The organism is Curtobacterium sp. SGAir0471 (assembly GCF_005490985.1).
Classification (GTDB): domain Bacteria; phylum Actinomycetota; class Actinomycetes; order Actinomycetales; family Microbacteriaceae; genus Curtobacterium.
Window position 1 is genome coordinate 65,273 of sequence record NZ_CP027869.1, and the last position, 22,188, is coordinate 87,460.

Genomic DNA, 22,188 nt, shown 5'->3' on the forward strand with positions numbered 1-22,188 from the left:
ATGATCTGTTGTGAGACACGTCTTTCATGACGGACTATCGCGCCCGGCGCAGCCCCAGCACCACCACCGCGACGAGGTTCACGGCGCTCCCCACCAGGAACCCCGTGCTGCCCCCGGCCACACCCCACGTCGGCGCGAGCACCGCCATGAGCACGACCCCGACGACGAACCCGGCGACCGACGCCAGCGCCACCTGCCGGGATCGCCCCGACGCGAGCAGCAGCGCCGCGGGGACGAGCCCGACCGTGAACACCCAGACGCCGACCATGAGGTACCGCAGGTCCGCCACGGCCTCGGCACCCTCTGCCGGGTAGACGAGCGGCAGGAACCACCCGGCGAGCCACGCCACGAGCCCGAACACCACGGCGGTCCCCGCGGTGAAGCCCCCGACGAGGAGGAGCACCCCGCGCGAGCGCAGCGATCCACCGTCCGACCGGTGCGCGAACGCCGGCACGAGCACCTGGCCGAGCGCCTGCCCCACCATCGAGGCCGGGGTCGCCAGGGTGAACGCGGCCGCGTAGACGCCGGCCTCACGAGCGGACACGGCGACCTGCGCCGCGATCATCGTGAGCTGCAGCAGCCCGTTCGAGGTGACGACCGCCAGGACGTTCCAAGCCGCGAACGCGAGCAGCCCGGCGGTCGGCTCGGCGGGCGTCCCGGGGTCGTCGATCCGGTTCCCCCGCGGCCAGCAGGCGATCGCGAACACGGTGTAGCCGACGGCCAACGGCAGCAGCACGAGCGGCTCGAGCCGGGCGACGCACGCCGCGACGAGCAACCCGAGGGCGAGCAGGCTCGTGACCGTGTCCCACAGCGCGACGCGGGGAGCCCGGTCGTACCCGAGCTGGGCGCCGCGGGCGTAGCAGTACAGGCCGTACCCGACGACGACCCCGACGCCTCCGACGACCATGCCCGGGCTGGCTCCCCAGGCCAGGGCGACGGGCACGGTCGCGGCGGCGAGCACGACGCTCGACACCGCCATCGAGGCCCCGAGCAACCGGTTGACAGCGGTGTCCGACCGGCGGCCGCGCAGTGCGATCGCGAGCACGCGTGACGCGGTGTTGCCGGCGGCGTTCGGCCACAGCAGCGCGGTGAAGACCGACAGCGACAGCAGCGCGGTGGTCTGTCCGAGGGTCTCGGTGCCGAAGACCCGGCCGACCACGACGGTGACGAGCAGCTTCGCGAGCCCCTGCACGCCGATGCCGATCGTGGCGGCCAGTGCCGACGACGCGACGCGCGAGCGCCCGCTCACCGCGCCAGCGCCTGTTCGACCCAGCCCCGCCGGTGCGCCCGCACCCCGAGGGTCACCGCCCGGGCGCCGATGTAGCCGAGGGCGAAGGCTGCCCAGAGCCCCGCGAGCGTCCCGCCGACCCAGAGCAGCAGCGGCAGGTACACGACCAGGTTCACCAGACCGGCCAGGGCCAGGTAGCGCGCGTCCCCGGCACCGATGAGCACGCCGTCGAGCACGAAGACGTACCCGGCGACCGGCATCCCGACGGCGATGAGCACGAGCACGAGCGGCAGGGCGCCACGCACCGCCGCCGAGTCCGAGAACACCGGGCCGAGCACACCGCTGACGAGCACCACGAGCACGCCGAGGACCACACCGCCGACGACGCCGAGCAGCACGAGCCGCCGCGTCACCAGCCGCACCCGGTCGGGGTCACGCGCGCCGAGGCCGTGTCCGACGAGCGCCTGTCCGGCGATCGCCAGGGCGTCGAGGGCGAAGGCGAGCGTGGAGAACACCGTGAGGCCGACCTGGGTCGTCGCCAGGCCGGTCGTCCCGAGGCCCGACGCGGTGGCGACGGTCGCGAGCATCGCGACGCGCAGCGACGCCGTGCGGAGGAACAGCCAGGCGCCCGACCGGAGCGCCCGCGCCACGCCGGAGGCTCCCGGTCGCAGCGGCGCACCCGACGTCCGGGCCGCCCGGACGGCGATGACGACGTAGACGACGGCCATCGCCCACTGCACGATCACGGTGCCGGCCGCGGATCCCTCGACGCCCCAGCCCGCGCCGTAGATGAGGGCGGCGTTGAGCAGCCCGTTCGCCACGAAGCCGATCGTCGCGACGACCAGCGGCGTCCTGGTGTCCTGCAGCCCGCGCAGCAGCCCGGTCGAGGCGGTCACGACGAGGATCCCGGGGAGTCCGACCAGCGACACGGTCAGGTACGCGGTCGCGGCGGCCGAGACCTCCGCCGAGGCGCCGAACAGGTCGACGAGCGGTCCGGCGAGCGGCCATCCGACGAGTGCGAGCACGATCCCGAGCCCGAGTGCGAGCCACATCCCGTCGATGCCGGCGTGCACCGCGCTCCGGCGGTCGCCCCCGCCCAGGGCGCGCGCCACCGCCGGCGTCGTCGAGTACGCCAGGAACACGAGCAGGCCCGTGACCGTCTGCAGGACGACGCTCGCCAGTCCCACGGCCGCCAGCGCCGCCGCGCCGAGGTGCCCGACGAGCGCGGTGTCGGTGAGCAGGAAGAGCGGCTCGACGACGAGCGCGCCGAGGGCCGGCAGTGCGAGCCGGACGATGTCCCGGTCGATCGATCGACGCTCGGTCGTCGCGGCGGGCGAGGTCGGTCGGGGCACCGGACCATCCTGCCGGAGACGGCGCAGTACCGGCTCGCCCGGTCCGGGGTGGAGCAGCACGGGCTCGTCCCGCCGTCGGTACGCTGCGGCCGTGGACCTCCTCGCCCTCGCGCCCGGTGCCGTCGGGATCGCGCTGAGTCCGCTCCCGGTCGCGTCCGTGGTCTTCCTGCTCGGGCACCGCCGCGGGTACGCGCCGGCGATCGCCTGCACCGCGGGCTGGGTGGTGGCCGTCGCCGCGGCCCTCGTCCTGGCGGTCGTGGTGGGGGAGCGCCTCCCCGTGCAGACGGCCGGCGGTTCGTCGGTGCAGGCGATCGTCGCCCTGGCCGCCGGAGCGGTGCTCGCCGCGCTCGCGGTCTGGCAGTGGCGGGTCCGCCGACTGCCGGACGGCTCCCCGTCGAGCACCCGCTGGGCGCACGCGGTCGAGCGGGTCGGTCCGGTGCACGGCTTCGGGCTCGGGGTGCTCCTGTTCTGCAACCCGAAGGCACTCGTCCTCGCCCTGACCGCGGGGCTCGCCTTCGGGGACGCCGGACCCGGCCTCGGCGAGGCACTGGCGGCCGGTACGGCGTTCGTCGTGGTCGCCGCCTCGACGACGGTGCTGCCCGTGGCCCTGGTGCTGGCTGCCGGTCCACGAGCCCGCCGACCCCTCGCCGCGATGCGTGCGGGGATCGCCCGGTGGGGCTCGGTCGGTCTGGTGGCGGTGCTCGCCGTCCTCGCGGTGGTCCAGCTCACCGTGGGCGTCGTCGGCCTCCGCTGACGCACGCCCGCAGACCGGGGCGAGCCCGCGCCGGATCCTGGGCGGGACGGACGGGAGGCCCGTGGCGGCGTCGCCACGGGCCTCCCGTCCGGTGGTCCCGCGTCTCAGTCCGCGCGCGGCTCCGCCGGGATCGCCCCGGTGGCAGCGCGTGCCTCGTCCGACGCCGACGGCGTCGCCGGGTCGGTCCCGCGCGCCCGGCCGACCAGGTCCATCAGGTGGTACACGACGATCGCGGCGACCGTCCCGACGATGATCCCGCCGAACGTCGCGCCCCCGGACGAGAACGTGAAGTCGGCGATGCCCATGATGAGCGCGATGCCGGCGGTGAGCTGGTTCTTCGGCTTGGCGAAGTCGACGCGGTTCTCGACCCAGATGCGGATGCCGATGACACCGATCAGGCCGTAGAGCGCGGTCGTCGCACCGCCGAGCACCCCGGCCGGCACCGAGGAGATGACCATCCCGACCTTCGGGGACAGGCCCAGCAGGATCGCGACGATGGCGGCGACCCAGTACGCGGCCGTCGAGAAGACGCGGGTGGCGGCCATCACGCCGATGTTCTCGCCGTAGGTGGTGGTCGCGGAGCCGCCGCCGGCGCCGGCGAGCACGGTCGAGACGCCGTCGGCGAAGAGCGCGCGGCCGGTCAGCGGGGTGAGGTCGCGGCCGGTGAGCTGTCCGACGCCCTTGACGTGTCCGACGTTCTCGGCGACCAGGGCGAGCACGACCGGCACGAAGCCGAGGTAGATCGCGAGCTGGCCCGGGTCGAAGGCCGGGGCGGTGAAGGTCGGCAGACCGATCCACGGGGCGGACGCGACCTTCGACAGGTCGACCTGACCTGCGATCAGCGCCGCGACGTAGCCGACGAGCACGCCGATGACGATCGACAGGCGACCGAGCAGCCCCTTGAACAGGACCGTGACCAGGATGATCGCCGCCAGTGTGATCAACGCGACGACGGGGGCCTTCGTGAAGTTGTCCCGGGCGGCCGGCGCCAGGTTGAAGCCGATCAGGGCGACGATCGCTCCCGAGACGACCGGGGGCATAAGGCGGTCGATCCACCCGGCGCCCGCGAGGTGCACGATCGCGCCGACGAGGGCGAGCAGGACGCCGACGACGATGATCCCGGACAGCGCGAGCGGGATGCCGCCGATCTTCGTCGCGGCACCGATCGGGGCGAGGAACGCGAACGACGAGCCGAGGTAGCTCGGCAGGCGGTTGCCGGTGATCAGCAGGAAGAGGATCGTGCCGATGCCGCTGAAGAGCAGGGTCGTCGAGGGTGGGAAGCCCGTGATGAGCGGGACGAGGAAGGTGGCGCCGAACATCGCCACGACGTGCTGGACGCCGAGCCCGATGGTGCGGCCCCAGGAGAGGCGCTCGTCCGGCGCCACGATGGTCGAGGATGAGACGGTCGCGCCGTCACCGTGCAGCTTCCAGCCGAGTCCCATGGCAGCACCGTAGCGGCTGCGGCGCTCCTGGTGCGGGCGCTCCGGTGCCCTGCTCGGGCCTAGCGCACGGTCGTGTCGGCGCCTCGGGCCCGTTCCCTGCGTCGTACGACCAGCGTGCCGATGCCCTGCACGACGAAGTACACGGCGCTTGCTGCGAGGACGACCGCCGTGGAGAACGCGCCGCCGGACGGACCCCTCGCGACGAGCTGCGCGACCCCGATCGCGAGGAAGACACCGCCGATCACGATGACGACCACCGGGTTCTGCGCGACGAAGAAGCGTCGTCCGCCGTTCGCGTCGGCGACTGCCTGGGAGCGTGCTCGTGCCACGGCGTCGGGAGCGCGGCCGTCGCGACGGTCCGCAGCCCGGCGGCGTGCACGCACGCCGAACCAGACGACGGCCCCGATCACGACCGCCGCAGCGTACGCGAGCGGTGTCGGGGCCTGCAGCAGACCGGCGACGAACAGCACCACGACGCCCGTGACGATGCCGGCGACCGCCGCGGTCGTCCAGGTGTCCGTGCGGCCGTCGACCCCGGTGACGTACCCGGGGCGCCGCGCGTACGGGTCGTGCGGCTGGTGCTGGCCGTCCTGTGACGGTGCGTCCGGTCCTGGTCGGGTGTCCACGGGGCAGAACCTACGCGCCGCGGCTGGTCAGCTCTGCCCGATGCGGTTCAGGCCTGCCGGATGAGGTTCGGTGCGAAGCGGCACCAGTAGTCGGTGATCGGGCCGTCGGACTCGCGGATGCCGACGCCGAACGACTCGCCGTCCACCACCCACGAGCCGAGCACCGGGTGGTTGTGCCCGTTCGACCCGGGGAAGTCCGGCAGCTCGTGGTACTGCTGCCACACCCGCTCCCCGGCGGTCCCGGCGCGACGGTACTCGGAGCCGTTCGACGTCACCGAGCCGTCCGCCCGGTGCACCGTGATGCCGTCGCCCTCGCGCCCGAACACCGGCTTCACGACGAAGTCCGCCATGCCGTTCGGGCCGTCGGCGTACGACGGCAGCAGGTTCTCGTGCCCGGGGAACAGCCGCCAGAGCGCCACGAGCAGGAGCTTGTTGGACAGGAACATCTTCCAGGCCGGTTCGTACCAGTGCCCGAGCCGACCCCGGTCGCTGACGAGGAACGCGCCGAACTCCTGGTCGCCGGTGGCCCGGTCGTCGCCGGAGACGAGGTCCTCCCACGGGTACAGCTTGAAGAGGTTCCGGATCACCGGCCACTGCGTCCCCGGCTCGTCGCCGGGCAGCGTGAAGACGCTGCGCGCCGAGCCCGCGGGCTCCTGGTTCCCGACGAACTGTCGTGCGACGCCGTGCCAGCCGATGTCCTTCATCTCGATGCCGGTGTGCTCCCACCCGGCCTCGCCCGCGAGGTCGCGCATGTACGCCACGGTGTCCCAGTCCTCGCCGGCGGTGTCGAGGTCCGAGTGCGCGACGAACAGGCGGCCACCGTCCTCGGACCGCAGCGACTCGTGCAGGAGGGTGCGCCACCGGGCGACGAGCGCCTCGTGGATGCCGTTCCACTGGTCGGTCTCGGCGGGCAGCTCGCCGGACTCGACGCGCTCGCGCATCCAGTGCCACTGCGTCACCGACGCCTCGATGAGCCCGGTCGGAGTGTCCCCGTTGTACTCCAGGAGCTTCGCCGGCGACCCGTCACCGGCGTACGCAAGGTCGAACCGGGCGTACACGTCGGGCTCGGCCTGCTCGAGCGACCAGGCGGCGAGCTCGAAGCCGTCACGTGTGAGCCCGAGGGTCCCGAGCGCGCCCGACGCCATGTACCGCGCGGCCTCGAGGCACATGCGGTGCAGCTCCTCGGTCTGCTGCTCGAGCGCCTCGACCTCGGGGAGCGTGAACACGTAGGCGGCGCCCTCGTTCCAGTACTCGACCTCGGTGCCGTCCTCGCGCACGGAGTGCGAGTAGACGAGTCCGGTCTGCTGGATCTTCCGCCGCCAGTCGCTCCGCGGGGTGAACTCGACCCGCTCCATCAGCCGCCGAACCCGCCGTGCTCGCCCGAGCCACCGAACCCGCCCTTCGACACCGAGCTGCCGCGTGACGAGATGCCGGACTCCGCGGTCTTCCCCGACGGCAGCGAGCTCGTGCCGCCCGAGACCTTCTCGCCCACCGCGGGGACCGTCGTGCTGCGGTTGCTGCTGACGGGCAGGTAGTACCAGCCCGCATGGCCGCCGTGGTTGTTGCAGTCGTCGTCCGGCAGGCGCTTCTGCGTCGCGTTGTCGCGGCAGATCTTCGCGTAGTCGGCGTCGACCCCGGACCCCTCACCACACCCGGTCAACGATGCGGCCAGGGCCGCGACCACCCCGATGGAGACCACGCGCGACGCGCGACGACGAACACTCACGGCACGACTGTAGTCATCAGCGCGGTCCTCGCTCGGCCATGTCGTCGATCCCGACCGCGCCGTCGATCTCGACCACACCGGCCGGCACCGTCCGTCCGGCGAAGAAGGACGGGGACCGGACGCGCCAGACGATCATCAGGACGATGCCGACCGCGATGGAGCCCATCCCCACGACGGCGACCGCACCGACCCCGAGGACGGTGACGTCGTGGCCGCCGGCGTCCTGCAGCCAGTCGGGTCGCGCGAACTGCGCGAGCCCGTACCCGAACGTGAGGGCCAGCGAAGCGCCACCGACCAGCGGCAGCACCCCGCGCACGAGGAGGTTCCGCGCACTGTCGAGCAGCGTCCTCCGGAAGACCCAGACGCACGCGAAGCCCGTGAGCGCGTAGTAGAAGGCGATCAGCAGGCCGACCGAGCCGATGAGTGCGCTGAGCAGGTCATCGGACACGATCGTGCAGAGCACGTAGCACCCTGCTGAGGCGATCCCCATCCCCCAGGTGGACCACGTCGGGGTGCGGAAACGGTCGTGCACCCGGGCGAAGCGTGCGGGGAGCGCGCCGTGGGCGGCCATCGAGAGCGCCGTCCGGGCGGTCGGCAGGATCGTCGTCTGTGTGCACGCCGCTGCCGAGGTGAGGATCGCGAACGCGAGCAACGCCGTGGCCGCGTGCCCCAGGACGGAGGGGCCGAAGAGCGTGGGCGCGATCGCCGCGAAGACGTCGTCGGCGTTGCCCGGCGCGCCGAGCCCGATGCCGTCCGTGCCCACCCCGGCGAAGGCGATCGTGGCGGTCGCGACGAGCACGTAGACCACCAGCAGGAGGAGGGTGCTCGAGACCGCTGCCCGACCCGGCGTCCGGCGCGGATCGGTCGTCTCCTCGTTGAGGGAGAGCGCGGTGTCCCACCCCCAGTAGATGAACAGCGCGGTGAGCATCGCCGGGGCCACGACGGACCCGAGGTCCAGTCCGCCCGGCCAGAGCCAGTCGAGCGAGGGCGTCGACGACGTCGGTGCCCCGGTCCCGGTGAGCACCCGGACCTCAGCGACGCCCGCGAGGACGAGCAGCGCCAGGACCTCGACGGCGAGCAGCCCGACCTGCAGCCGCGCCGAGACCTCCACGCCGAGGTGGCAGACGACGGTCATGACGCCGATCCACGCGACACCGGCCACGGTGGACCAGAGCACGTCGTGCCCGAGCGCCGCGATCGCCGGGTCGTCGGTGATCGTGCCGACGAAGGTGAACCCGTACGACCCGGCGACCTGCGCCAGGTTCGCCATCACGATGACGTCCGCGGCGATGATGCCCCAGCCGCCCATCCACCCGGCGACCGGTCCGAACGCGCGGGTCACCCACGTGAAGGTGGTCCCGCAGTCCGGGTCGAGGCGGTTCAGCTCCCTGCACGCGACCGCGATCATCCACATCGGGACGAACGCGAGCAGCAGGACGGCCGGCGCCTTGACCCCGGTGAGCAGCACGCCCCCGCTCGCCACGACCAGGCCGAGGCTCGCCGCCAGGCTGTACGCCGGCGCGGTCGACGACAGCCCGACGACGATGCTGCCGACCAGGCCGACGGCGCCGGGACGCAGGCCCTTCGCCGTGTCGGACGATCCGGTGGTCGTCATCGCGGCGTGCTCACGCCCTCGACGGTGGCGGTGACGGCGGTTCAGGTCTCTGAGACCGGGTCGTGGCACGGGTACCCGAGGTGCTCCGCGGCCGCCCGCATGCCGGCGTCGTGGGTGACGATCGTGGCGTCGAGACCGGCGGCGATGACCGAGCCGAGGTGGACCGCGTCCAGGGTCTTGACGTGGGGTTCGATGGACTCCGCGGCAGCGAGCACGCCGTCCGTGACCGGCAGGACGTCGACGACGTCGAGGAGCTCGTTCCGGAGTGCGACCGGGAGCCGCTCGCGTCGGAGCACACGGGTGAGTTCCGTCTGCAGCAGACGAGACGTCACCAGATCGTGGTCAGGGTCCGCCGAGACGCCGTCGATCCACTCGGCGGCGGACGGTGAGTGCCCGAGCAGTGCCCGGAGCGCGACCGACGTGTCGAGGTAGTAGACCGTCACCGGTCGCGCTCGTCCGCCAGGAGCTCGTCGATGTCCCGTGCGGTCTGCAGCTCGTGTCGGGGGAGCTGCGCGAGGCGCGAGCCCCCCGCACGCTTCCTCGGGACGACCGGGAGGCCGGGAGCCAACGGGACGACCCGCGCCACTTCGTGGTCGTGGCGGGTCACGCGGTAGGTCTCGCCCGCTTCGACCTCGGCGAGCATGCGCGTCGGGTTCTGCCGCAGCTGTCCCACGGTGATGGTCTTCATGACCGAAGGATACGCGGTTGTCTACCGATGTCTACGTGTGAGTACCCGCTGATCCCGCGCCCGCCGGGAGCCGGTGGCTATCGTGGAGCGCATGACCGACGTCGCACGCACCTCAGGGATCCACACCGACGAGCTCGACCCGGACGTCCGCCCGCAGGACGACCTCTACCGGTACGTGAACGGGACGTGGATCGCCGAGACGCCGATCCCCGACGACAAGGCCCGGTACGGCTCCTTCACGGTGCTCGCCGAGGACGCCGAGGTCGCCGTGCGCGAGATCGTCGAGCGCTCGCAGCAGGCCGAGCCCGGCACCGAGGAGCGCAAGGTCGGCGACCTCTACACGTCCTTCACCGACGAGGAACGGCTCGAGGCTCTCGGCACCGGCCCGATCGACCCGCTGCTCGGCGAGATCGACGCCGTCGAGACGACCGACGACGTCATCGCGATGGTCGGACGCTTCGAGCGTCTGGGCCTGCCCGGGTTCATCCAGCTCTTCGTCGACAACGACCCGGGTGACCCGGAGTCGTACGTCGTGTTCCTCGAGCAGTCCGGCCTGGGCCTGCCGGACGAGTCGTACTACCGCGAGGAGCGCTTCGCCGACATCCGGGCGAAGTACCGCGAGTTCGTCGCGTCGATGTTCCCGCTCGCGGGCTTCGCCGACGCAGGGCAGAGCACCGAGGCGGTCATCGCGCTGGAGACGGCGCTCGCCGCGGTGCACTGGGACAACGTGACGACCCGCGACAGCCAGAAGACCTACAACAAGATGACCTGGGACGAGGTCACGGCGCTGGCGAACGGCGCCGACCTGCACCTGTGGTGGCAGGCGATCGGTGCGCCGGCCGGTGCGTTCGAGACCGTCGTCGTGCGCGAGCCGTCCTTCGTCACCGGGCTCGCCGAGCTCCTCCGTTCGCAGCCGCTCGACGCGTGGAAGGACTGGCTGCGCTGGCAGGTCATCCGCGGTTCGGCGGCGTACCTGACGAGCGCGATGTCCGCGACGAACTTCTCGTTCTACGGCACGGCGCTCACCGGCGCCCCGAAGCAGCGCGAGCGCTGGAAGCGCGGCGTCTCGCTGGTCGAGGGTGCCATGGGCGAGGCCGTCGGCCGCATCTACGTGCAGGAGCACTTCGACGAGACGTCCAAGGCCGAGATGGACGACCTCGTCGCCAACCTGGTCGAGGCGTACCGGCAGAGCATCACCGCGCTCGACTGGATGACCGACGAGACCCGCGCCCGCGCCCTCGACAAGCTCGACAAGTTCACGCCGAAGATCGGCTACCCGGTCAAGTGGCGCGACTACTCGGCCCTGTCGGTCAGCCCCGACGACCTGATCGGCAACGTCCGCGCCGTCGCGAGCTTCCAGGTCGACCGCGAGCTCGGCAAGATCGGGAAGCCGATCGATCGCGACGAGTGGTTCATGACCCCGCAGACGATCAACGCCTACTACAACCCGGGCTTCAACGAGATCGTGTTCCCCGCGGCGATCCTGCAGTTCCCCTTCTTCGAGGCCTCGCGCGACGCGGCCGCGAACTACGGCGCGATCGGTGCGGTCATCGGGCACGAGATCGGCCACGGCTTCGACGACCAGGGCTCGCAGTACGACGGCGACGGCCGGCTGCAGAACTGGTGGACCGAGGCCGATCGCCAGGCGTTCGAGGAGCGCACGAAGGCCCTCATCGCGCAGTACGACGCCCTCGTGCCGACCGAGGTGCCGGACGGGCACGTGAACGGCGCCCTGACCATCGGCGAGAACATCGGTGACCTCGGCGGCCTGTCGATCGCGTGGAAGGCGTACCTGCTGTCCCTCGACGGCCAGGAGCCCCCGGTCGTCGACGGCCTGTCCGGCGCCGAGCGCTTCTTCCTCAGCTGGGCACAGGCCTGGCGGATGGCGATCCGCCCGGAGGAAGCGGCGCGCCTGCTGAGCATCGACCCGCACTCGCCGAACGAGTTCCGCTGCAACCAGATCGTGCGGAACATCGACGGCTACTACGAGGCCTTCGGCGTCACCGAGTCGGACGCGATGTACCTCGACCCCGCCGAGCGCGTCGCGATCTGGTGATGACCGAGTCGGACGCGGCTCCGTCGTCCGAGCCGGACGCCGAGCCGGTCGCCGGCCCCTCGGAGCAGGGCGCCACCGCAGGCCCGTCCCGCCGTCCGCGGCGTCGACACCAGGTCGACGCCGCGGACGGCGCCCGTGTGCGTGGCCGCCACCGCGGGGGCACGGACGAGCGGTTCAGCGCCGGCCTGGAGGCACTGGGTGCGCTGGCACGGGACGGCGCGTCCGTCAGCGCCTCGGTCATCGACACGTCGACCGGCAAGGCCCTGCTCGCCGTGGACGACACACTCGTCCAGCCGGTGGCGAGCCTCGGCCGGGTGCTGCTCCTCATCGAGACGGCCGCCCAGCTCGAGGACGGTCGCCTGCACGGCGACCGGTTGCAGCGGATGGCCCGGGACACCGCGACCGGCGCCGGGCTCTGGCAGTTCCTGCAGGAGTCGACCATGCAGGTCCCGGACCTCGCGACGCTCGTCGGGGCCTCGGCGGACGCATGGGCCACGAACGCGCTGCTCTCCGCCGTCGGCATCGACGCCGTGCGCGAACGTGCCGAGGCGCTCGGCATCGAGCGGACCGCCCTGATCGACCGGGTCCGGGACCGCAGGGGCCCTGACGATGCTCCGGACGCCTCGGTCGCCCCCGCCGGCGAGCTCGCCTGGCTCATGCGCGGCCTGGCGCTCGGCGAGGTCGTGGACGAACCCGTGTCGAACCGGGTGCTCGGGTGGCTCTCCCTGGCGAGCGACCTCAGCCTGGTCGCCGGTGCCTTCGGTCTCGACCCGCTCGCGCACCGGGCGCTCGACCACGGGTTGCAGGCGGTCGTCGTCACGGGGTCGTCGACGGGGGTCCGGGCCGAGGCGGGCATCCTGCGCGGACCGGGTTCGTCGGTGAGCTACGCGGTCACGGTGACGTTCGACGACGCGACCCTGCAGCGGCGGCTCGCGGTCGTCGAGGCCCTGCGGACCCTCGGCACCGAGGTGCTCGAGGTCGTGCACGCCCCGTCGTACCGCTGATTCAGTCCGCCGCCTGCCCCTCGGGCACGAGCCCCTGCACGTTCAGCAACCCCGCATCGGTGGACCGGCACGCGGTGACCCCGGAGTCGCGCACGAACAGCGACTCGGTCGACCCAGGCGGGTACACGCGGAACCCGTCGGCGGCCACCGGGTCGCACGTCGCCGTCGGGTAGTTCTCCGCCTGGGTGATCTTCAGTGGTGCGACGGCCGTCGCGCCGGGTGCGAGCGTCACGGTCGGGTGCGCCGATGACTCGTCGCGGGTGGCTGCCGCCCCGATCTGCTCACCCGAGCCGCCGCCGACGAAGGACACCCCCGGCCAGCCCTGCAGCGTGCAGGTCGTGGAGCCGGTGTTGCGGAGCGCGAGGTGCACGATCGTGCTGCCGGCGGCGCCACCGCTGCCTGGCTCGATGCTGCCGGTGAGCGATCCGGTCGCACACCGCTCGCCGGCGGCCCCCGAGCCACCGCTCGCCGACCCACCGCTCGCCGAGCCACCGGACGCCGACGAGGACGTGGACGAGCCCGACGACGGGACGGACGAGGCGACGGACGAGGAGGACGCAGACGGTGTCGCCGTCACGGTCTCGGTGGCGGTCGGCGTCGCTGCGTCGTCCGGACCGCTCGACGAACAGCCGGAGAGCGCGAGGGCGAGCACGACCCCGGTGCTCGCGAGGACGATGGACGAACGTGTGCTGCGGTGCATGCCTCGACGCAACACCCGGCCCGGCGGACGGGACTCGGGCAGCGTCCAGTCGTCACGGGCACACTCGCGTCACAGCCAGGAACACGAGCGACGGAGGTCGGAACATGGCAGGGAAGCACGAGCAGGCACGCGGCGACGAGGGACGGGCGGACGGCGTCGAGCCCCGCGCCGGAGCCTTCACCGACAGCGAGATCCCGGGCGAACACCGCGTCGAGTCGAACGAACCCGCCGGGGAGTTCGTCTCCAGCGACATCCCGGGCGAGACGCGGCCCCAGGGCGCTCCGGGCGCTGACACGGGTGAGTACGTCGAGTCGGACATCCCGGGTGAGGCCGAACCGACCACGGACGGTGAGACCGGTCACTACGTCGACAAGGACGAGTGAGGCACCAGGGGCGATCGGAGGACGCTGTCCGGATCCTCAGTCGACGAGACCGGCGGCGACCAGCCGGCGGAGCGTCTCGACGCCTGCGGGCGGGCACCTGTCCGCGTCCGCCGAGGTGACCCACTCCACCTCGTCCACCTCTGCGGAGGCGACGGGCGAGGCGGCGTCGGTCGCGCCTCCCGGCCGGACCCGGAACAGGGTCATCGCGACCATGGTGCCCTCGCCCTGGCCGTGCGCGGCCTCGGTGACCGTGCCGAACGGTTCGAGGTCCGCCTCGGTCAGGCGCAGGTCGGTCTCCTCGCGTGCCTCGCGGATCGCGGCCTGCACGTCGGTCTCGTCCGGCTCCGCCTTGCCGCCGGGCAGGTAGAGCACGTCGCGCCCGCGGGCACGCACCATCAGGACCCGGCGGTCGCGTACCAGCAGCAGCGCGCTGACACGCAGTGTCCGGGGACCGTCGGAGGGGAGGCTCAGCTCGCGTCCGCCTCGTCGGCGCGGTCCGTCGCGGCCCGCTCGGGCGCGGTGCGCTCCGCGAGCGGCACGATCGGCGACGGCAGCTCCGCCTCGGGTTCCGGGTGCACGCCGAACAGGGCGTCGAGCGCCCCGACGAACTCCTCGCCGCGGCCGGCGCGACCGAGCTCGCGGGCGCGGACCGACGGGCGGTGCAGCAGGACGCCGACCAGGTGCCGGAGCGCCCGCTCGGTCTGCTCGACGGACTCCGGGTCGGCGTCACGGCGCTTCGCGCGGTCGATCTCGTCGTCGAGGATGTCGAAGACGTGCTTGCGGAAGGCGACGAGCGCCGGCGTGGTCGACTGCTCGAGTGCCTGCGCACGGAAGCGCGACACCGCGTCGTCGACCATCTGGCGGGCCTCGGACTCGGCGTTCAGCTCGGCGATCGGCGCGTGGATGCTGATCGTCTCGAGGTCGAGGAGTTCGACGCCCTCGACGTCGGCGGCGTCGGGGTCCACGTTGCGGGGGAGTCCGAGGTCGATGACGATGCGGCGCTGGCCGTCGTCGAGGTCGGCCGGTTCGACGACCGGGACCTCGCTCGAGGTGCAGGTGATGACGACGTCGCTCGTGCCGATCGCCCGGCGCAGGTCGGTCGCGGCGACGAGGTCGTGCTTCGCGGCGAACCACGGTGCGCGGCCGGAGGGCGAGAAGACCTGGATGTTCACGGCACCGCGGTCGCGCAGGGCGGCGATCGTCGTCGCGGCGTAGCTGCCGGTGCCGACGAGCAGGACACGGGTCTGCGCCCAGTCGGTGATGCGCGACGAGGCGAGCTCGAGCCCGAGGCGGACGAGCGACCGACCGGCGGCGCCGATGCGGGTGCGGGTCTTGACGCCGCGGGAGGTGTGCGCCGCCTCCTGGAAGAGGCGTTCGAGGTCGGAGGTGGTGGTGCCGTTCGCGCGGGCGTCCTCGAGCGCACGACGGACCTGCCCGGAGATCTCGGTCTCACCGACGACGACGGACTCGAGGCCGCTCGACACGGCGAACAGGTGCTGCACGACGTCCCCGCCGCCGAGCACGCTGACGGAGTCGAGGACCTCGGCGGGCACGAGGTCGCTGGCGGTGGCGACGGCGTCGACGGTGGCCGACACGGCGGAGTCGCGGTCGTCGCCCGCGATGTCGAGGTAGGCCTCGAAACGGTTGCAGGTGGCGAGGACGACGGCCCCGTCGAGCACGTCGGAGTCCGTCACCAGACGGCTCGCGGCGGTCGGTGCGCCGATGCTCAGTCGCTCCAGGAGGTCGAAGCTGGCGTTGCGGTGCGACGCCGTGAGACAGATGAGCACGTCTTCCATCGTAACTCGCGCTCGGCGGGACGGCTGTTCGCCCTCCGCGTGCACAGCACACTCTGCGGTGACGGCCGGGTCCGGGGCGGTCGGTGCCCGGCGGCGGATGGGAGAATCGGCGGGTGACCACCGCCGTGCCCTCCGCCCTGCCCGACAGCCACCCGCTCGTGACCGGCAGGACGTCGGGCTCGCCGCTCGTCCGGGCGCTGCGCGGGGACCGTCCGGAGACGCTGCCGGTGTGGTTCATGCGCCAGGCCGGTCGGTCGCTGCCGGAGTACCGGGAGCTGCGGGTCGGCACGGCGATGCTCGACGCGTGCCTCGACCCGGCGATGGCGTCGGAGATCACCCTGCAGCCGGTCCGCCGGCACGGGGTGGACGCCGGCATCTTCTTCAGCGACATCGTCGTGCCGATCAAGCTCGCGGGCGTGGACGTCGAGATCGTCCCCGGTCGCGGTCCGGTGCTCGGCTCCCCGATCCGCACCGCGGCGGACGTGGACGCGCTCGCCCCGCTCGACCCCGCGGCCCTCGCGCCGATCACCGAGGCCGTGCAGCGCACCGTCGCCGAGCTCGGCGACACCCCGCTCATCGGGTTCGCGGGGGCGCCGTTCACCCTCGCCGCGTACCTGGTCGAGGGCGGCCCCTCGAAGGACCACATCCGCGCCCGCACGCTGATGCACAGCGACCCGGAGACCTGGGCGCGCCTGCTCGACTGGGCCGCCGGCGTCTCCGGAGCGTTCCTCCGGGCGCAGGTCACTGCCGGGGCCTCGGCCGCGCAGCTCTTCGACTCGTGGGTCGGTTCGCTGTCCCGCACCGACTACGTCGCCTCGGTCGCCCCGCACTCGGCGACGGCCCTGTCGCACGTGGCCGACCTCGGCGTCCCGCGCATCCACTTCGGCGTCGGCAGCGGCGAGGTCCTGCACGAGATGACCACGCTGGGCGACCCGGCCGACACCGTCGCCGTCGATGCCGTGGGCGTCGACTGGCGTGTCCCGCTCGACGAGGCGGTCCGCCGCGTCGGCACCGGGGTCACCGTGCAGGGCAACATCGACCCCGCGATGCTCGCCGCTCCGTGGGAGGTGCTCGAGGCCCACGTGCGCGACGTCGTCCGTCGTGGTGGTGCGGCCCGGGCACACGTGGTAAACCTCGGGCACGGTGTCCCGCCGGAGACCGACCCCACCGTGCTCACGCGCGTGGTCGAGCTGCTCCACGGACTCGGCGACGGCAGCGGCGACGGGACGGGAGCCGCGGCGTGACCGACGTCGTCGTGGTCGGCGGCGGGGTCGCCGGCCTGGTCGCCGCCCGTGACCTGGCGAAGGGCGGTGCGCACGTCGTGCTCGTCGAGGCCGGGGACCGTCTGGGCGGCATGATCCTGCGGCACACCGTCGCCGGGATCGACCTCGACCTGGGGGCGGAGTCCTTCGCGACCCGGACCGACGCCGTCGAGCGGCTCGCGATCGAGCTCGGGCTGGGGAACGACGTCGTGTCGCCCGACCCGCGCGGCGCGTGGCTGATGACCCGCGACGGCCGGACGGCCCCGATCCCGCAGACCGGCTTCCTCGGGATCCCGGGGAGCCCGATGGCCGCCGACGTCCTCGCGGTGGTCGGTCAGGGCGGCGGACTCCGCGCCCAGATGGACTCGCTGCTGCCCTCGCCGGTCGGCGCCCGCGCGCAGTCGCTCGGCGCCCTCGTGCGGAAGCGCATGGGGGAGCGCGTGCTCGACGACCTGGTCGTCCCGGTCGCGGGCGGTGTCTACTCCACCCACCCGGACCAGCTCGACCCCGACCGCGTGGCCCCCGGGCTCCGCGCGGCGCTGCAACGCGAGGGGTCCCTCGCCCGCGCCGTGCTCGCCCTGCGGTCCCGGGCCACCGCGGGGTCGGCGGTGCAGGGCATCCGCGGCGGGATCGTCCGTCTCGTCGACGAGCTCGTGGCCGACATGACGACCTACGGCGTCGACGTCCGCACCGGCACCCGCGCCACCGCGATCGAGCGCTTCGCCGTCGAGACCGTGCGCGCGGACGGCACCCGGGAGCGCCTGCCGGCCCAGCACGTCCTCGCGTCGACCGCCGACCCGACCCGCGCGGCGGCACCCGACCGCACCGGCATCGAGCTCGTGACGCTCGTGGTCGACCAGCCGGAGCTCGACGCCGGACCCCGCGGGACCGGGATGCTCGTGCACCCCGACGCCGAGGGGGTCCGGGCGAAGGCGCTCACCCACGCGACCGTGAAGTGGCCGTGGCTCGCCGAGGCCGCGGCCGGACGGCACGTCCTGCGGCTGAGCTACGCGACGCGACCCGAGGACGACGCGACGGGACCGTCGGGGACGGGGACGAGCCTCCCGGTCGACCCGGACGACGCCGTCGGGACCCGCGCCACCCGCGACGCCACGGCCCTGCTCGGCGTCCCGGTGACCGCGGACCGTGTGCTGGGTGCCGCCCGTGTGCGCTGGTACGGGCCCGACCTGACAGCCGCGGGCCTGGCCGAGGGCGTCGTCGGGATCGGGGAGACGACGTCCGGGCGCGGCCTGGCCGGCATCGTCGCCGCTGCCCGGACGTCCGCTGCACGCATCCTGGGATCCTGAGCGGACCGGGGAGCACCCGAGGGCTACTGTGGACGAACGCCGGACGTATTCCGTTCGGCGCATGACCACCGCACACCCTCAACAACGGAGGATCGCACATGCGAGGCAAGCTCCTGTTCGTCGCCGGCGCCGCACTCGGGTACGTCCTGGGATCGCGAGCCGGACGGGCGCGGTACGAGCAGATCAAGACCGTCAGCGGCAAGATCTGGAACAACGGCAACGTCCAGAAGGGCGTGCACCAGGCCGAGGAGTTCATCCAGGACAAGGGCCCCGACGTGGCCGAGTTCGTCGGTGAGCAGACCAAGAAGGTCGTCCGCAAGGTCAGCCAGAAGAAGGACGCCGCCTCCTCATGACCGACACCCGCGACCGCAAGTCGCGATCGTTGTTCGGTCTGGTCGGGGACATCCCGAAGCTGGTCAAGAACCTCGTCAAGGGCGAGATCGACCTGCTGAAGGCCGAGATGATCGCCAAGGCGAAGGTCTTCGGACTCGCCGCCGGGCTCCTCATCGGCGCGCTCGTCATCGTGCTCTACGCGATCGGCGTGCTGCTGACCGCCGCCGTGATGGGCCTCGCGACCGTGATGCCGGCGTGGCTCGCCGCGCTGCTGCTCGCCGTCGTCATGCTGATCGTCGCCGGCATCCTCGGGTTCGTCGGCTGGAAGCGCTTCAAGAAGGGCCTGCCCCTCACGCCGAAGCGCACGATCGACAGCGTCAAGGACGACATCAACGCCGTGAAGGGCATGGGCAACAAGCCCGGCCAGCACGACCGGATCACCCGCTCCTGAGCGGGACGACCGACACCCCCACCGGAGGACCCCTGTGACCGACCAGCACGACGACCTGGCGAACCGCGTCGCGGCGACCCGCACGCAGCTGTTCGAGACGCTCGACGCGATCGAGGACAAGCTCAACGTGCCGAAGCAGCTCGGCATCGCGGCGTCGAAGGTCAAGCAGGGGATCGACGAGAAGCCGGTGCCCTACCTGGCCGGGCTCGCAGCCGGTGTGGCGGTGGTCGGGAGTATCGTCGTAGCGGTGCTCCGACGGCGGTAGACCGCCTCTGATCGGTGGTCCTCCGGACGCGGCGCGCAGCCACGACCCAGGCAACCGACAAGACGAGGAACCATGAGCTCCGACGTGCACGCAGCCCCGCACGAGAACGTCCCCGACAACGCCGCGGCCGGTGCCGCAGCGCACGGCGCCGGCTCGGCGCACGAGACCGACCCGGCGAGCGGGATCGACCCGAACCTGCTCACCGCGTACGCGCTCTGGGCCGTGTTCCGTCGGCCGCTCGGACCGATCCACCGCGTCGGTGACGACGCCGTCGCCGAGCTCGACGCCGCCGTGGCCCGTGCGGCCGACGCGGGCGTCACCATCCGCGGCTTCTACGACGTCTCCGGCTTCCGCGCCGACGCGGACGTCATGATCTGGCTGCACGGTGACGACGCGCAGGCGATCCAGGCGGCGCTCCGCGACATCCGTCGGACTGCGCTGTTCCAGGACGCCGAGCCGGTGTGGCACGCGATGGCGATGCACCGCGAGGCCGAGTTCAACAAGCGCCACACGCCGGCGTTCCTGCGCGGCAAGGACCCCGAGGCCTGGATCACGGTGTACCCGTTCGTCCGGTCCTTCGAGTGGTACCTGTTGCCGGAAGAAGAACGCTCGAAGATGCTCCGCGACCACGGCATCGCCGGTGCGAAGTACCGCCGCGTGCTGACGAACACCATCGCGACCTTCGCGCTGAGCGACTACGAGTGGATCCTGCCGCTCGAGAGCCCCGAGCTCGTCGACCTCGTCGACCTCATGCGCGACCTGCGCTACACCGAGGCTCGCTTGCACGTGCGCGAGGAGATCCCCTTCTTCACCGGTCGTCGCGTGACGACCGCCGAACTGCCGGAGGTGCTGTCGTGACCGACACCAGCCAGATCACGAACGGACACGGGAAGGTCCTCGCCGCGACCCCCGCAGCCGTCGACGGCCCCGAACACATCGAGGTCCCGACCGCGTACGACGCGATCCTGCTCGCCGGTTTCGGCGGCCCCGAGGGCCAGGACGACGTCATCCCCTTCCTCCGCAACGTCACGCGCGGTCGCGGGATCCCGGACGAGCGCCTCGAAGAAGTGGCGCACCACTACCGCCACTTCGGCGGCGTGAGCCCGATCAACGCGCAGAACCGCGCGCTCAAGGCCGCGCTCGAAGGTGAGCTCGCGAAGCGCGGCATCGACATGCCGGTGCTCTGGGGCAACCGGAACTGGGCGCCCTACCTCGAAGAGGCCTTCACCGAGGCAGCCGACAAGGGCTGGACGAAGCTCATCGCCATCGCGACGAGCGCCTACTCGTCGTTCTCGAGCTGCCGGCAGTACCGCGAGGACTACGCCCGCGTGCTCACCGAGACCGGCCTGATCGACACGATCCAGGTCGACAAGGTCCGGCAGTTCTTCGACCACCCGGGCTTCGTCCGCCCGTTCGTCGACGGTGTCCGTGACGGCATGGCCCGTGCGATCCGCGAGAACGAGGGACTCGACGTCGCGACCGAGCTCCGCATCCTGTTCTCGACGCACTCGATCCCGTCGACCGACGCGGCCCGCTCCGGCCCCGACTACCGCGGGTTCGACGAACACGGTGCGTACGAGGCGCAGCACCTGGCCGTCGGCGAGGTCGTCCTCGAGCAGGCCTGGACCGAGCTGCTCGAGCAGCCCGAGTTCGCGCACCTGCAGGGCACGTCGAAGCCCGCCTGGAAGCTCGTCTACCAGTCGCGGTCGGGCCCCCCGACGCAGCCGTGGCTCGAGCCCGACATCAACGACTACATGAACGAGGAGCTCAAGGGCGGTCCGACCCGCGCGGTGCTCATCGTGCCGCTCGGCTTCGTGAGCGACCACATGGAGGTCATGTGGGACCTCGACGAAGAGGCGACAGAGACCGCGGGTGAGCTCGGCTTCTGGTCGCTCCGCACGCAGACGCCCGGCGTCGACCCGGCGTACGTCGCCGGGCTCGTCGACCTGGTGCTCGAGCGCGTCAACGGCACGCCGACCAGCGAGCGTCCGCACCTGACCGACATCGGCCCCTGGTACGACGTGTGCCGCCCGGGCTGCTGCGAGAACGTGCGCGCCGGGTTCAAGCCGGCCGCAGCCGGGGTCGCTCCGTGACGGACGGCCACAGCGCGACGGCCTCCGACGGTCGGGCCCCGATCCGGCTCGGCACCCGTGCCAGCCGGCTCGCGGTCGCGCAGTCGCAGGACGTCGCCGACCGCCTGGCGAAGGCCGCGGGTCGCCCCGTCGAGCTCGTCACCGTGACGAGCGAGGGTGACACGAACCGTGCGTCGCTCGCGAGCCTCGGTGGAACGGGTGTCTTCGCCAGTGCCCTGCGCGAGGCCCTGGTCGCGGGTGAGGTCGACGTGCTCGTGCACTCGCTGAAGGACCTGCCGACCGCTCCGTACGAGGGACTCACGATCGCGTCGGTGCCGAAGCGTGCCGACGCCCGTGACGTCCTCGTCGCGCGGAACGGCGCGACGGTGGACACCCTGCCCGAGGGCGCGAAGGTCGGCACGGGCTCGCCCCGCCGGGTCGCGCAGCTCAAGGCGAAGCGTCCCGACCTCGACGTGATCGACATCCGCGGCAACATCGACACCCGCCTCGGGCGCGTGGACGACGACCTCGATGCGGTGGTGCTGGCCGCCGCCGGCCTCGGTCGCATCGACCGGCTGAACGCGGCGACCGAGCTCCTCGACCTCGGTTTCTGGCCGAGTGCTCCCGGCCAGGGCGCGCTCGCGGTCGAGATCCGAGCGGACGAGACGGACCGGAACCTGCTCGCCGCGCTCCGCAAGCTCGACCACGCGCCGACTCGCCTGACGGTGACCGCCGAGCGCGAGGTCCTCGCGAAGCTCGAAGCGGGTTGCTCCGCACCGATCGGTGCCACCGCGGTCGTCGACGCCGAGCTCCTGCTCGTGTCCGCGACGGTCTACCGCCCAGACGGCTCCGAGTACCGCACGGCGTCGCACGCGGCGCACCTCGACGGCTCCGCACAGGACCGGCTCGACGAGGCACTCGAGGTCGCCGGACGCGTCGCCGCCGAACTGCTCGAGAACGGTGCCGCCGAGCTGGCGGACCTGGCGTCGTCGGTGTCCGCGGCCCCTGCCGAGGGCGACCACTCCGCCGGGCCCGGTCTCGCCACCCCCGCGGCCGAGCAGCCGGCGGACGACGGCTCCACGACCACCACGGCGTAGGCGGTCACCACGGACGACACCGCTCGCGTCG

The 22,188-nt window shown here is 72.6% G+C and carries 24 protein-coding genes; 12 read left to right on the forward strand and 12 right to left on the reverse strand.

Features of this window, described 5'->3' with window-relative positions; all coding sequences use genetic code 11:
- Nucleotides 1-34: 34 nt before the first annotated feature.
- Together C1N91_RS00330 and C1N91_RS00335 are read right to left on the reverse strand one after the other, a co-directional pair.
- A complete protein-coding gene (locus tag C1N91_RS00330; protein WP_137766113.1) occupies nt 35-1,249 on the reverse strand; it encodes a lipopolysaccharide biosynthesis protein in 1,215 nt (404 codons plus the stop codon).
- Nucleotides 1,246-2,580: an MATE family efflux transporter gene (locus C1N91_RS00335; protein ID WP_254678288.1), complete on the reverse strand. Its 1,335-nt coding sequence runs from the start codon at nt 2,578-2,580 to the stop codon at nt 1,246-1,248. The genes C1N91_RS00330 and C1N91_RS00335 overlap by 4 nt, the downstream gene beginning before the upstream one ends.
- Nucleotides 2,581-2,671: 91 nt before the next feature.
- Between C1N91_RS00335 and C1N91_RS00340 the strand changes: the two genes are divergently transcribed.
- On the forward strand, nt 2,672-3,334 hold the full coding sequence (locus C1N91_RS00340) for a GAP family protein (protein WP_175415838.1): 663 nt from the start codon (nt 2,672-2,674) through the stop codon (nt 3,332-3,334).
- 104 nt (nt 3,335-3,438) lie between these two features.
- Here the strand turns inward: C1N91_RS00340 and C1N91_RS00345 are convergent, their stop codons facing one another.
- Genes C1N91_RS00345 through C1N91_RS00375 form a run of 7 tightly spaced genes read right to left on the reverse strand, consistent with a single transcriptional unit; the run spans nt 3,439 to nt 9,431 of the window.
- Nucleotides 3,439-4,776: a uracil-xanthine permease family protein gene (locus C1N91_RS00345; protein WP_137766115.1), complete on the reverse strand. Its 1,338-nt coding sequence runs from the start codon at nt 4,774-4,776 to the stop codon at nt 3,439-3,441.
- A gap of 59 nt (nt 4,777-4,835) precedes the next feature.
- Nucleotides 4,836-5,402 carry a hypothetical protein gene (locus C1N91_RS00350; protein WP_137766116.1) on the reverse strand — a complete coding sequence of 189 codons (567 nt, stop codon included), beginning with the start codon at nt 5,400-5,402 and terminating at the stop codon, nt 4,836-4,838.
- 47 nt (nt 5,403-5,449) lie between these two features.
- A complete protein-coding gene (locus tag C1N91_RS00355) occupies nt 5,450-6,757 on the reverse strand; it encodes a glutathionylspermidine synthase family protein (RefSeq protein ID WP_137766117.1) in 1,308 nt (435 codons plus the stop codon).
- Nucleotides 6,757-7,128, reverse strand: coding sequence for a tRNA-dihydrouridine synthase (locus C1N91_RS00360; RefSeq protein WP_137766118.1), 372 nt, complete (start codon nt 7,126-7,128; stop codon nt 6,757-6,759). Before C1N91_RS00360 ends, C1N91_RS00355 begins: the two co-directional genes overlap by 1 nt.
- Nucleotides 7,129-7,144: 16 nt before the next feature.
- On the reverse strand, nt 7,145-8,743 hold the full coding sequence (locus tag C1N91_RS00365; RefSeq protein WP_137766119.1) for an APC family permease: 1,599 nt from the start codon (nt 8,741-8,743) through the stop codon (nt 7,145-7,147).
- Nucleotides 8,744-8,784: 41 nt separating this feature from the next.
- Nucleotides 8,785-9,186 (reverse strand): type II toxin-antitoxin system VapC family toxin, encoded by a 402-nt coding sequence (locus tag C1N91_RS00370; RefSeq protein ID WP_137766120.1) that lies wholly within the window; start codon nt 9,184-9,186, stop codon nt 8,785-8,787.
- Nucleotides 9,183-9,431, reverse strand: coding sequence for a type II toxin-antitoxin system Phd/YefM family antitoxin (locus C1N91_RS00375; protein WP_058749142.1), 249 nt, complete (start codon nt 9,429-9,431; stop codon nt 9,183-9,185). The genes C1N91_RS00370 and C1N91_RS00375 overlap by 4 nt, the downstream gene beginning before the upstream one ends.
- 91 nt (nt 9,432-9,522) lie before the next feature.
- Here C1N91_RS00375 and C1N91_RS00380 point away from each other — a divergent pair, with 91 nt between their 5' ends.
- Together C1N91_RS00380 and C1N91_RS00385 are read left to right on the forward strand one after the other, a co-directional pair.
- Entirely contained in the window at nt 9,523-11,487 is a 1,965-nt protein-coding gene (locus C1N91_RS00380; RefSeq protein WP_137766121.1) for a M13 family metallopeptidase, read from the forward strand.
- Nucleotides 11,487-12,491, forward strand: coding sequence for a serine hydrolase (locus C1N91_RS00385; protein WP_137766122.1), 1,005 nt, complete (start codon nt 11,487-11,489; stop codon nt 12,489-12,491). The genes C1N91_RS00380 and C1N91_RS00385 overlap by 1 nt, the downstream gene beginning before the upstream one ends.
- Nucleotide 12,492: 1 nt before the next feature.
- Here C1N91_RS00385 and C1N91_RS00390 read toward each other — a convergent pair whose 3' ends face one another.
- Nucleotides 12,493-13,191, reverse strand: a complete 699-nt coding sequence (locus tag C1N91_RS00390) for a DUF4232 domain-containing protein (protein WP_137766123.1) — start codon at nt 13,189-13,191, stop codon at nt 12,493-12,495.
- 104 nt (nt 13,192-13,295) lie between these two features.
- Between C1N91_RS00390 and C1N91_RS00395 the strand changes: the two genes are divergently transcribed.
- Entirely contained in the window at nt 13,296-13,574 is a 279-nt protein-coding gene (locus C1N91_RS00395) for a hypothetical protein (protein ID WP_137766124.1), read from the forward strand.
- A 36-nt stretch (nt 13,575-13,610) separates the two neighbouring features.
- Here C1N91_RS00395 and C1N91_RS00400 read toward each other — a convergent pair whose 3' ends face one another.
- On the reverse strand, nt 13,611-14,045 hold the full coding sequence (locus tag C1N91_RS00400; RefSeq protein ID WP_368074224.1) for an NUDIX hydrolase: 435 nt from the start codon (nt 14,043-14,045) through the stop codon (nt 13,611-13,613).
- Nucleotides 14,042-15,361 carry a glutamyl-tRNA reductase gene (locus C1N91_RS00405; protein ID WP_137766126.1) on the reverse strand — a complete coding sequence of 440 codons (1,320 nt, stop codon included), beginning with the start codon at nt 15,359-15,361 and terminating at the stop codon, nt 14,042-14,044. Before C1N91_RS00405 ends, C1N91_RS00400 begins: the two co-directional genes overlap by 4 nt.
- A 122-nt stretch (nt 15,362-15,483) precedes the next feature.
- Between C1N91_RS00405 and hemE the strand changes: the two genes are divergently transcribed.
- From hemE to hemC, 8 genes are all read left to right on the forward strand, one after another.
- Complete coding sequence (gene hemE, locus C1N91_RS00410) at nt 15,484-16,614, forward strand: uroporphyrinogen decarboxylase (RefSeq protein ID WP_254678290.1); 1,131 nt, start codon at nt 15,484-15,486, stop codon at nt 16,612-16,614.
- Nucleotides 16,611-17,939, forward strand: a complete 1,329-nt coding sequence (locus C1N91_RS00415) for a protoporphyrinogen/coproporphyrinogen oxidase (RefSeq protein WP_137766127.1) — start codon at nt 16,611-16,613, stop codon at nt 17,937-17,939. The genes hemE and C1N91_RS00415 overlap by 4 nt, the downstream gene beginning before the upstream one ends.
- A gap of 98 nt (nt 17,940-18,037) precedes the next feature.
- Nucleotides 18,038-18,292: a hypothetical protein gene (locus tag C1N91_RS00420; RefSeq protein ID WP_058729364.1), complete on the forward strand. Its 255-nt coding sequence runs from the start codon at nt 18,038-18,040 to the stop codon at nt 18,290-18,292.
- Nucleotides 18,289-18,723 carry a phage holin family protein gene (locus tag C1N91_RS00425; protein WP_066651323.1) on the forward strand — a complete coding sequence of 145 codons (435 nt, stop codon included), beginning with the start codon at nt 18,289-18,291 and terminating at the stop codon, nt 18,721-18,723. The genes C1N91_RS00420 and C1N91_RS00425 overlap by 4 nt, the downstream gene beginning before the upstream one ends.
- Nucleotides 18,724-18,757: 34 nt before the next feature.
- On the forward strand, nt 18,758-18,988 hold the full coding sequence (locus C1N91_RS00430) for a DUF3618 domain-containing protein (protein ID WP_058729362.1): 231 nt from the start codon (nt 18,758-18,760) through the stop codon (nt 18,986-18,988).
- A gap of 72 nt (nt 18,989-19,060) precedes the next feature.
- Nucleotides 19,061-19,846: a hydrogen peroxide-dependent heme synthase gene (gene hemQ / locus C1N91_RS00435; RefSeq protein ID WP_137766128.1), complete on the forward strand. Its 786-nt coding sequence runs from the start codon at nt 19,061-19,063 to the stop codon at nt 19,844-19,846.
- The gene (locus C1N91_RS00440) at nt 19,843-21,081 is read left to right on the forward strand and encodes a ferrochelatase (protein ID WP_175415839.1); all 1,239 of its coding nucleotides are present in this window, start codon (nt 19,843-19,845) and stop codon (nt 21,079-21,081) included. The genes hemQ and C1N91_RS00440 overlap by 4 nt, the downstream gene beginning before the upstream one ends.
- Nucleotides 21,078-22,157 (forward strand): hydroxymethylbilane synthase, encoded by a 1,080-nt coding sequence (gene hemC / locus C1N91_RS00445; RefSeq protein ID WP_137766129.1) that lies wholly within the window; start codon nt 21,078-21,080, stop codon nt 22,155-22,157. The genes C1N91_RS00440 and hemC overlap by 4 nt, the downstream gene beginning before the upstream one ends.
- The last annotated feature ends 31 nt before the right edge of the window (nt 22,158-22,188 follow it).

What these genes read in the sequence shown, in the direction of transcription:
- C1N91_RS00345 (WP_137766115.1), bottom strand. Translation starts at nt 4,776, where the DNA reads ATGGGACTCGGCTGGAAGCTGCACGGTGACGGCGCGACCGTCTCATCC.
- C1N91_RS00355 (WP_137766117.1), bottom strand. Translation starts at nt 6,757, where the DNA reads ATGGAGCGGGTCGAGTTCACCCCGCGGAGCGACTGGCGGCGGAAGATC.
- C1N91_RS00365 (WP_137766119.1), bottom strand. Translation starts at nt 8,743, where the DNA reads ATGACGACCACCGGATCGTCCGACACGGCGAAGGGCCTGCGTCCCGGC.
- C1N91_RS00375 (WP_058749142.1), bottom strand. Translation starts at nt 9,431, where the DNA reads ATGAAGACCATCACCGTGGGACAGCTGCGGCAGAACCCGACGCGCATG.
- C1N91_RS00380 (WP_137766121.1), top strand. Translation starts at nt 9,523, where the DNA reads ATGACCGACGTCGCACGCACCTCAGGGATCCACACCGACGAGCTCGAC.
- C1N91_RS00385 (WP_137766122.1), top strand. Translation starts at nt 11,487, where the DNA reads ATGACCGAGTCGGACGCGGCTCCGTCGTCCGAGCCGGACGCCGAGCCG.
- C1N91_RS00390 (WP_137766123.1), bottom strand. Translation starts at nt 13,191, where the DNA reads ATGCACCGCAGCACACGTTCGTCCATCGTCCTCGCGAGCACCGGGGTC.
- C1N91_RS00395 (WP_137766124.1), top strand. Translation starts at nt 13,296, where the DNA reads ATGGCAGGGAAGCACGAGCAGGCACGCGGCGACGAGGGACGGGCGGAC.
- C1N91_RS00420 (WP_058729364.1), top strand. Translation starts at nt 18,038, where the DNA reads ATGCGAGGCAAGCTCCTGTTCGTCGCCGGCGCCGCACTCGGGTACGTC.
- C1N91_RS00425 (WP_066651323.1), top strand. Translation starts at nt 18,289, where the DNA reads ATGACCGACACCCGCGACCGCAAGTCGCGATCGTTGTTCGGTCTGGTC.
- hemQ (WP_137766128.1), top strand. Translation starts at nt 19,061, where the DNA reads ATGAGCTCCGACGTGCACGCAGCCCCGCACGAGAACGTCCCCGACAAC.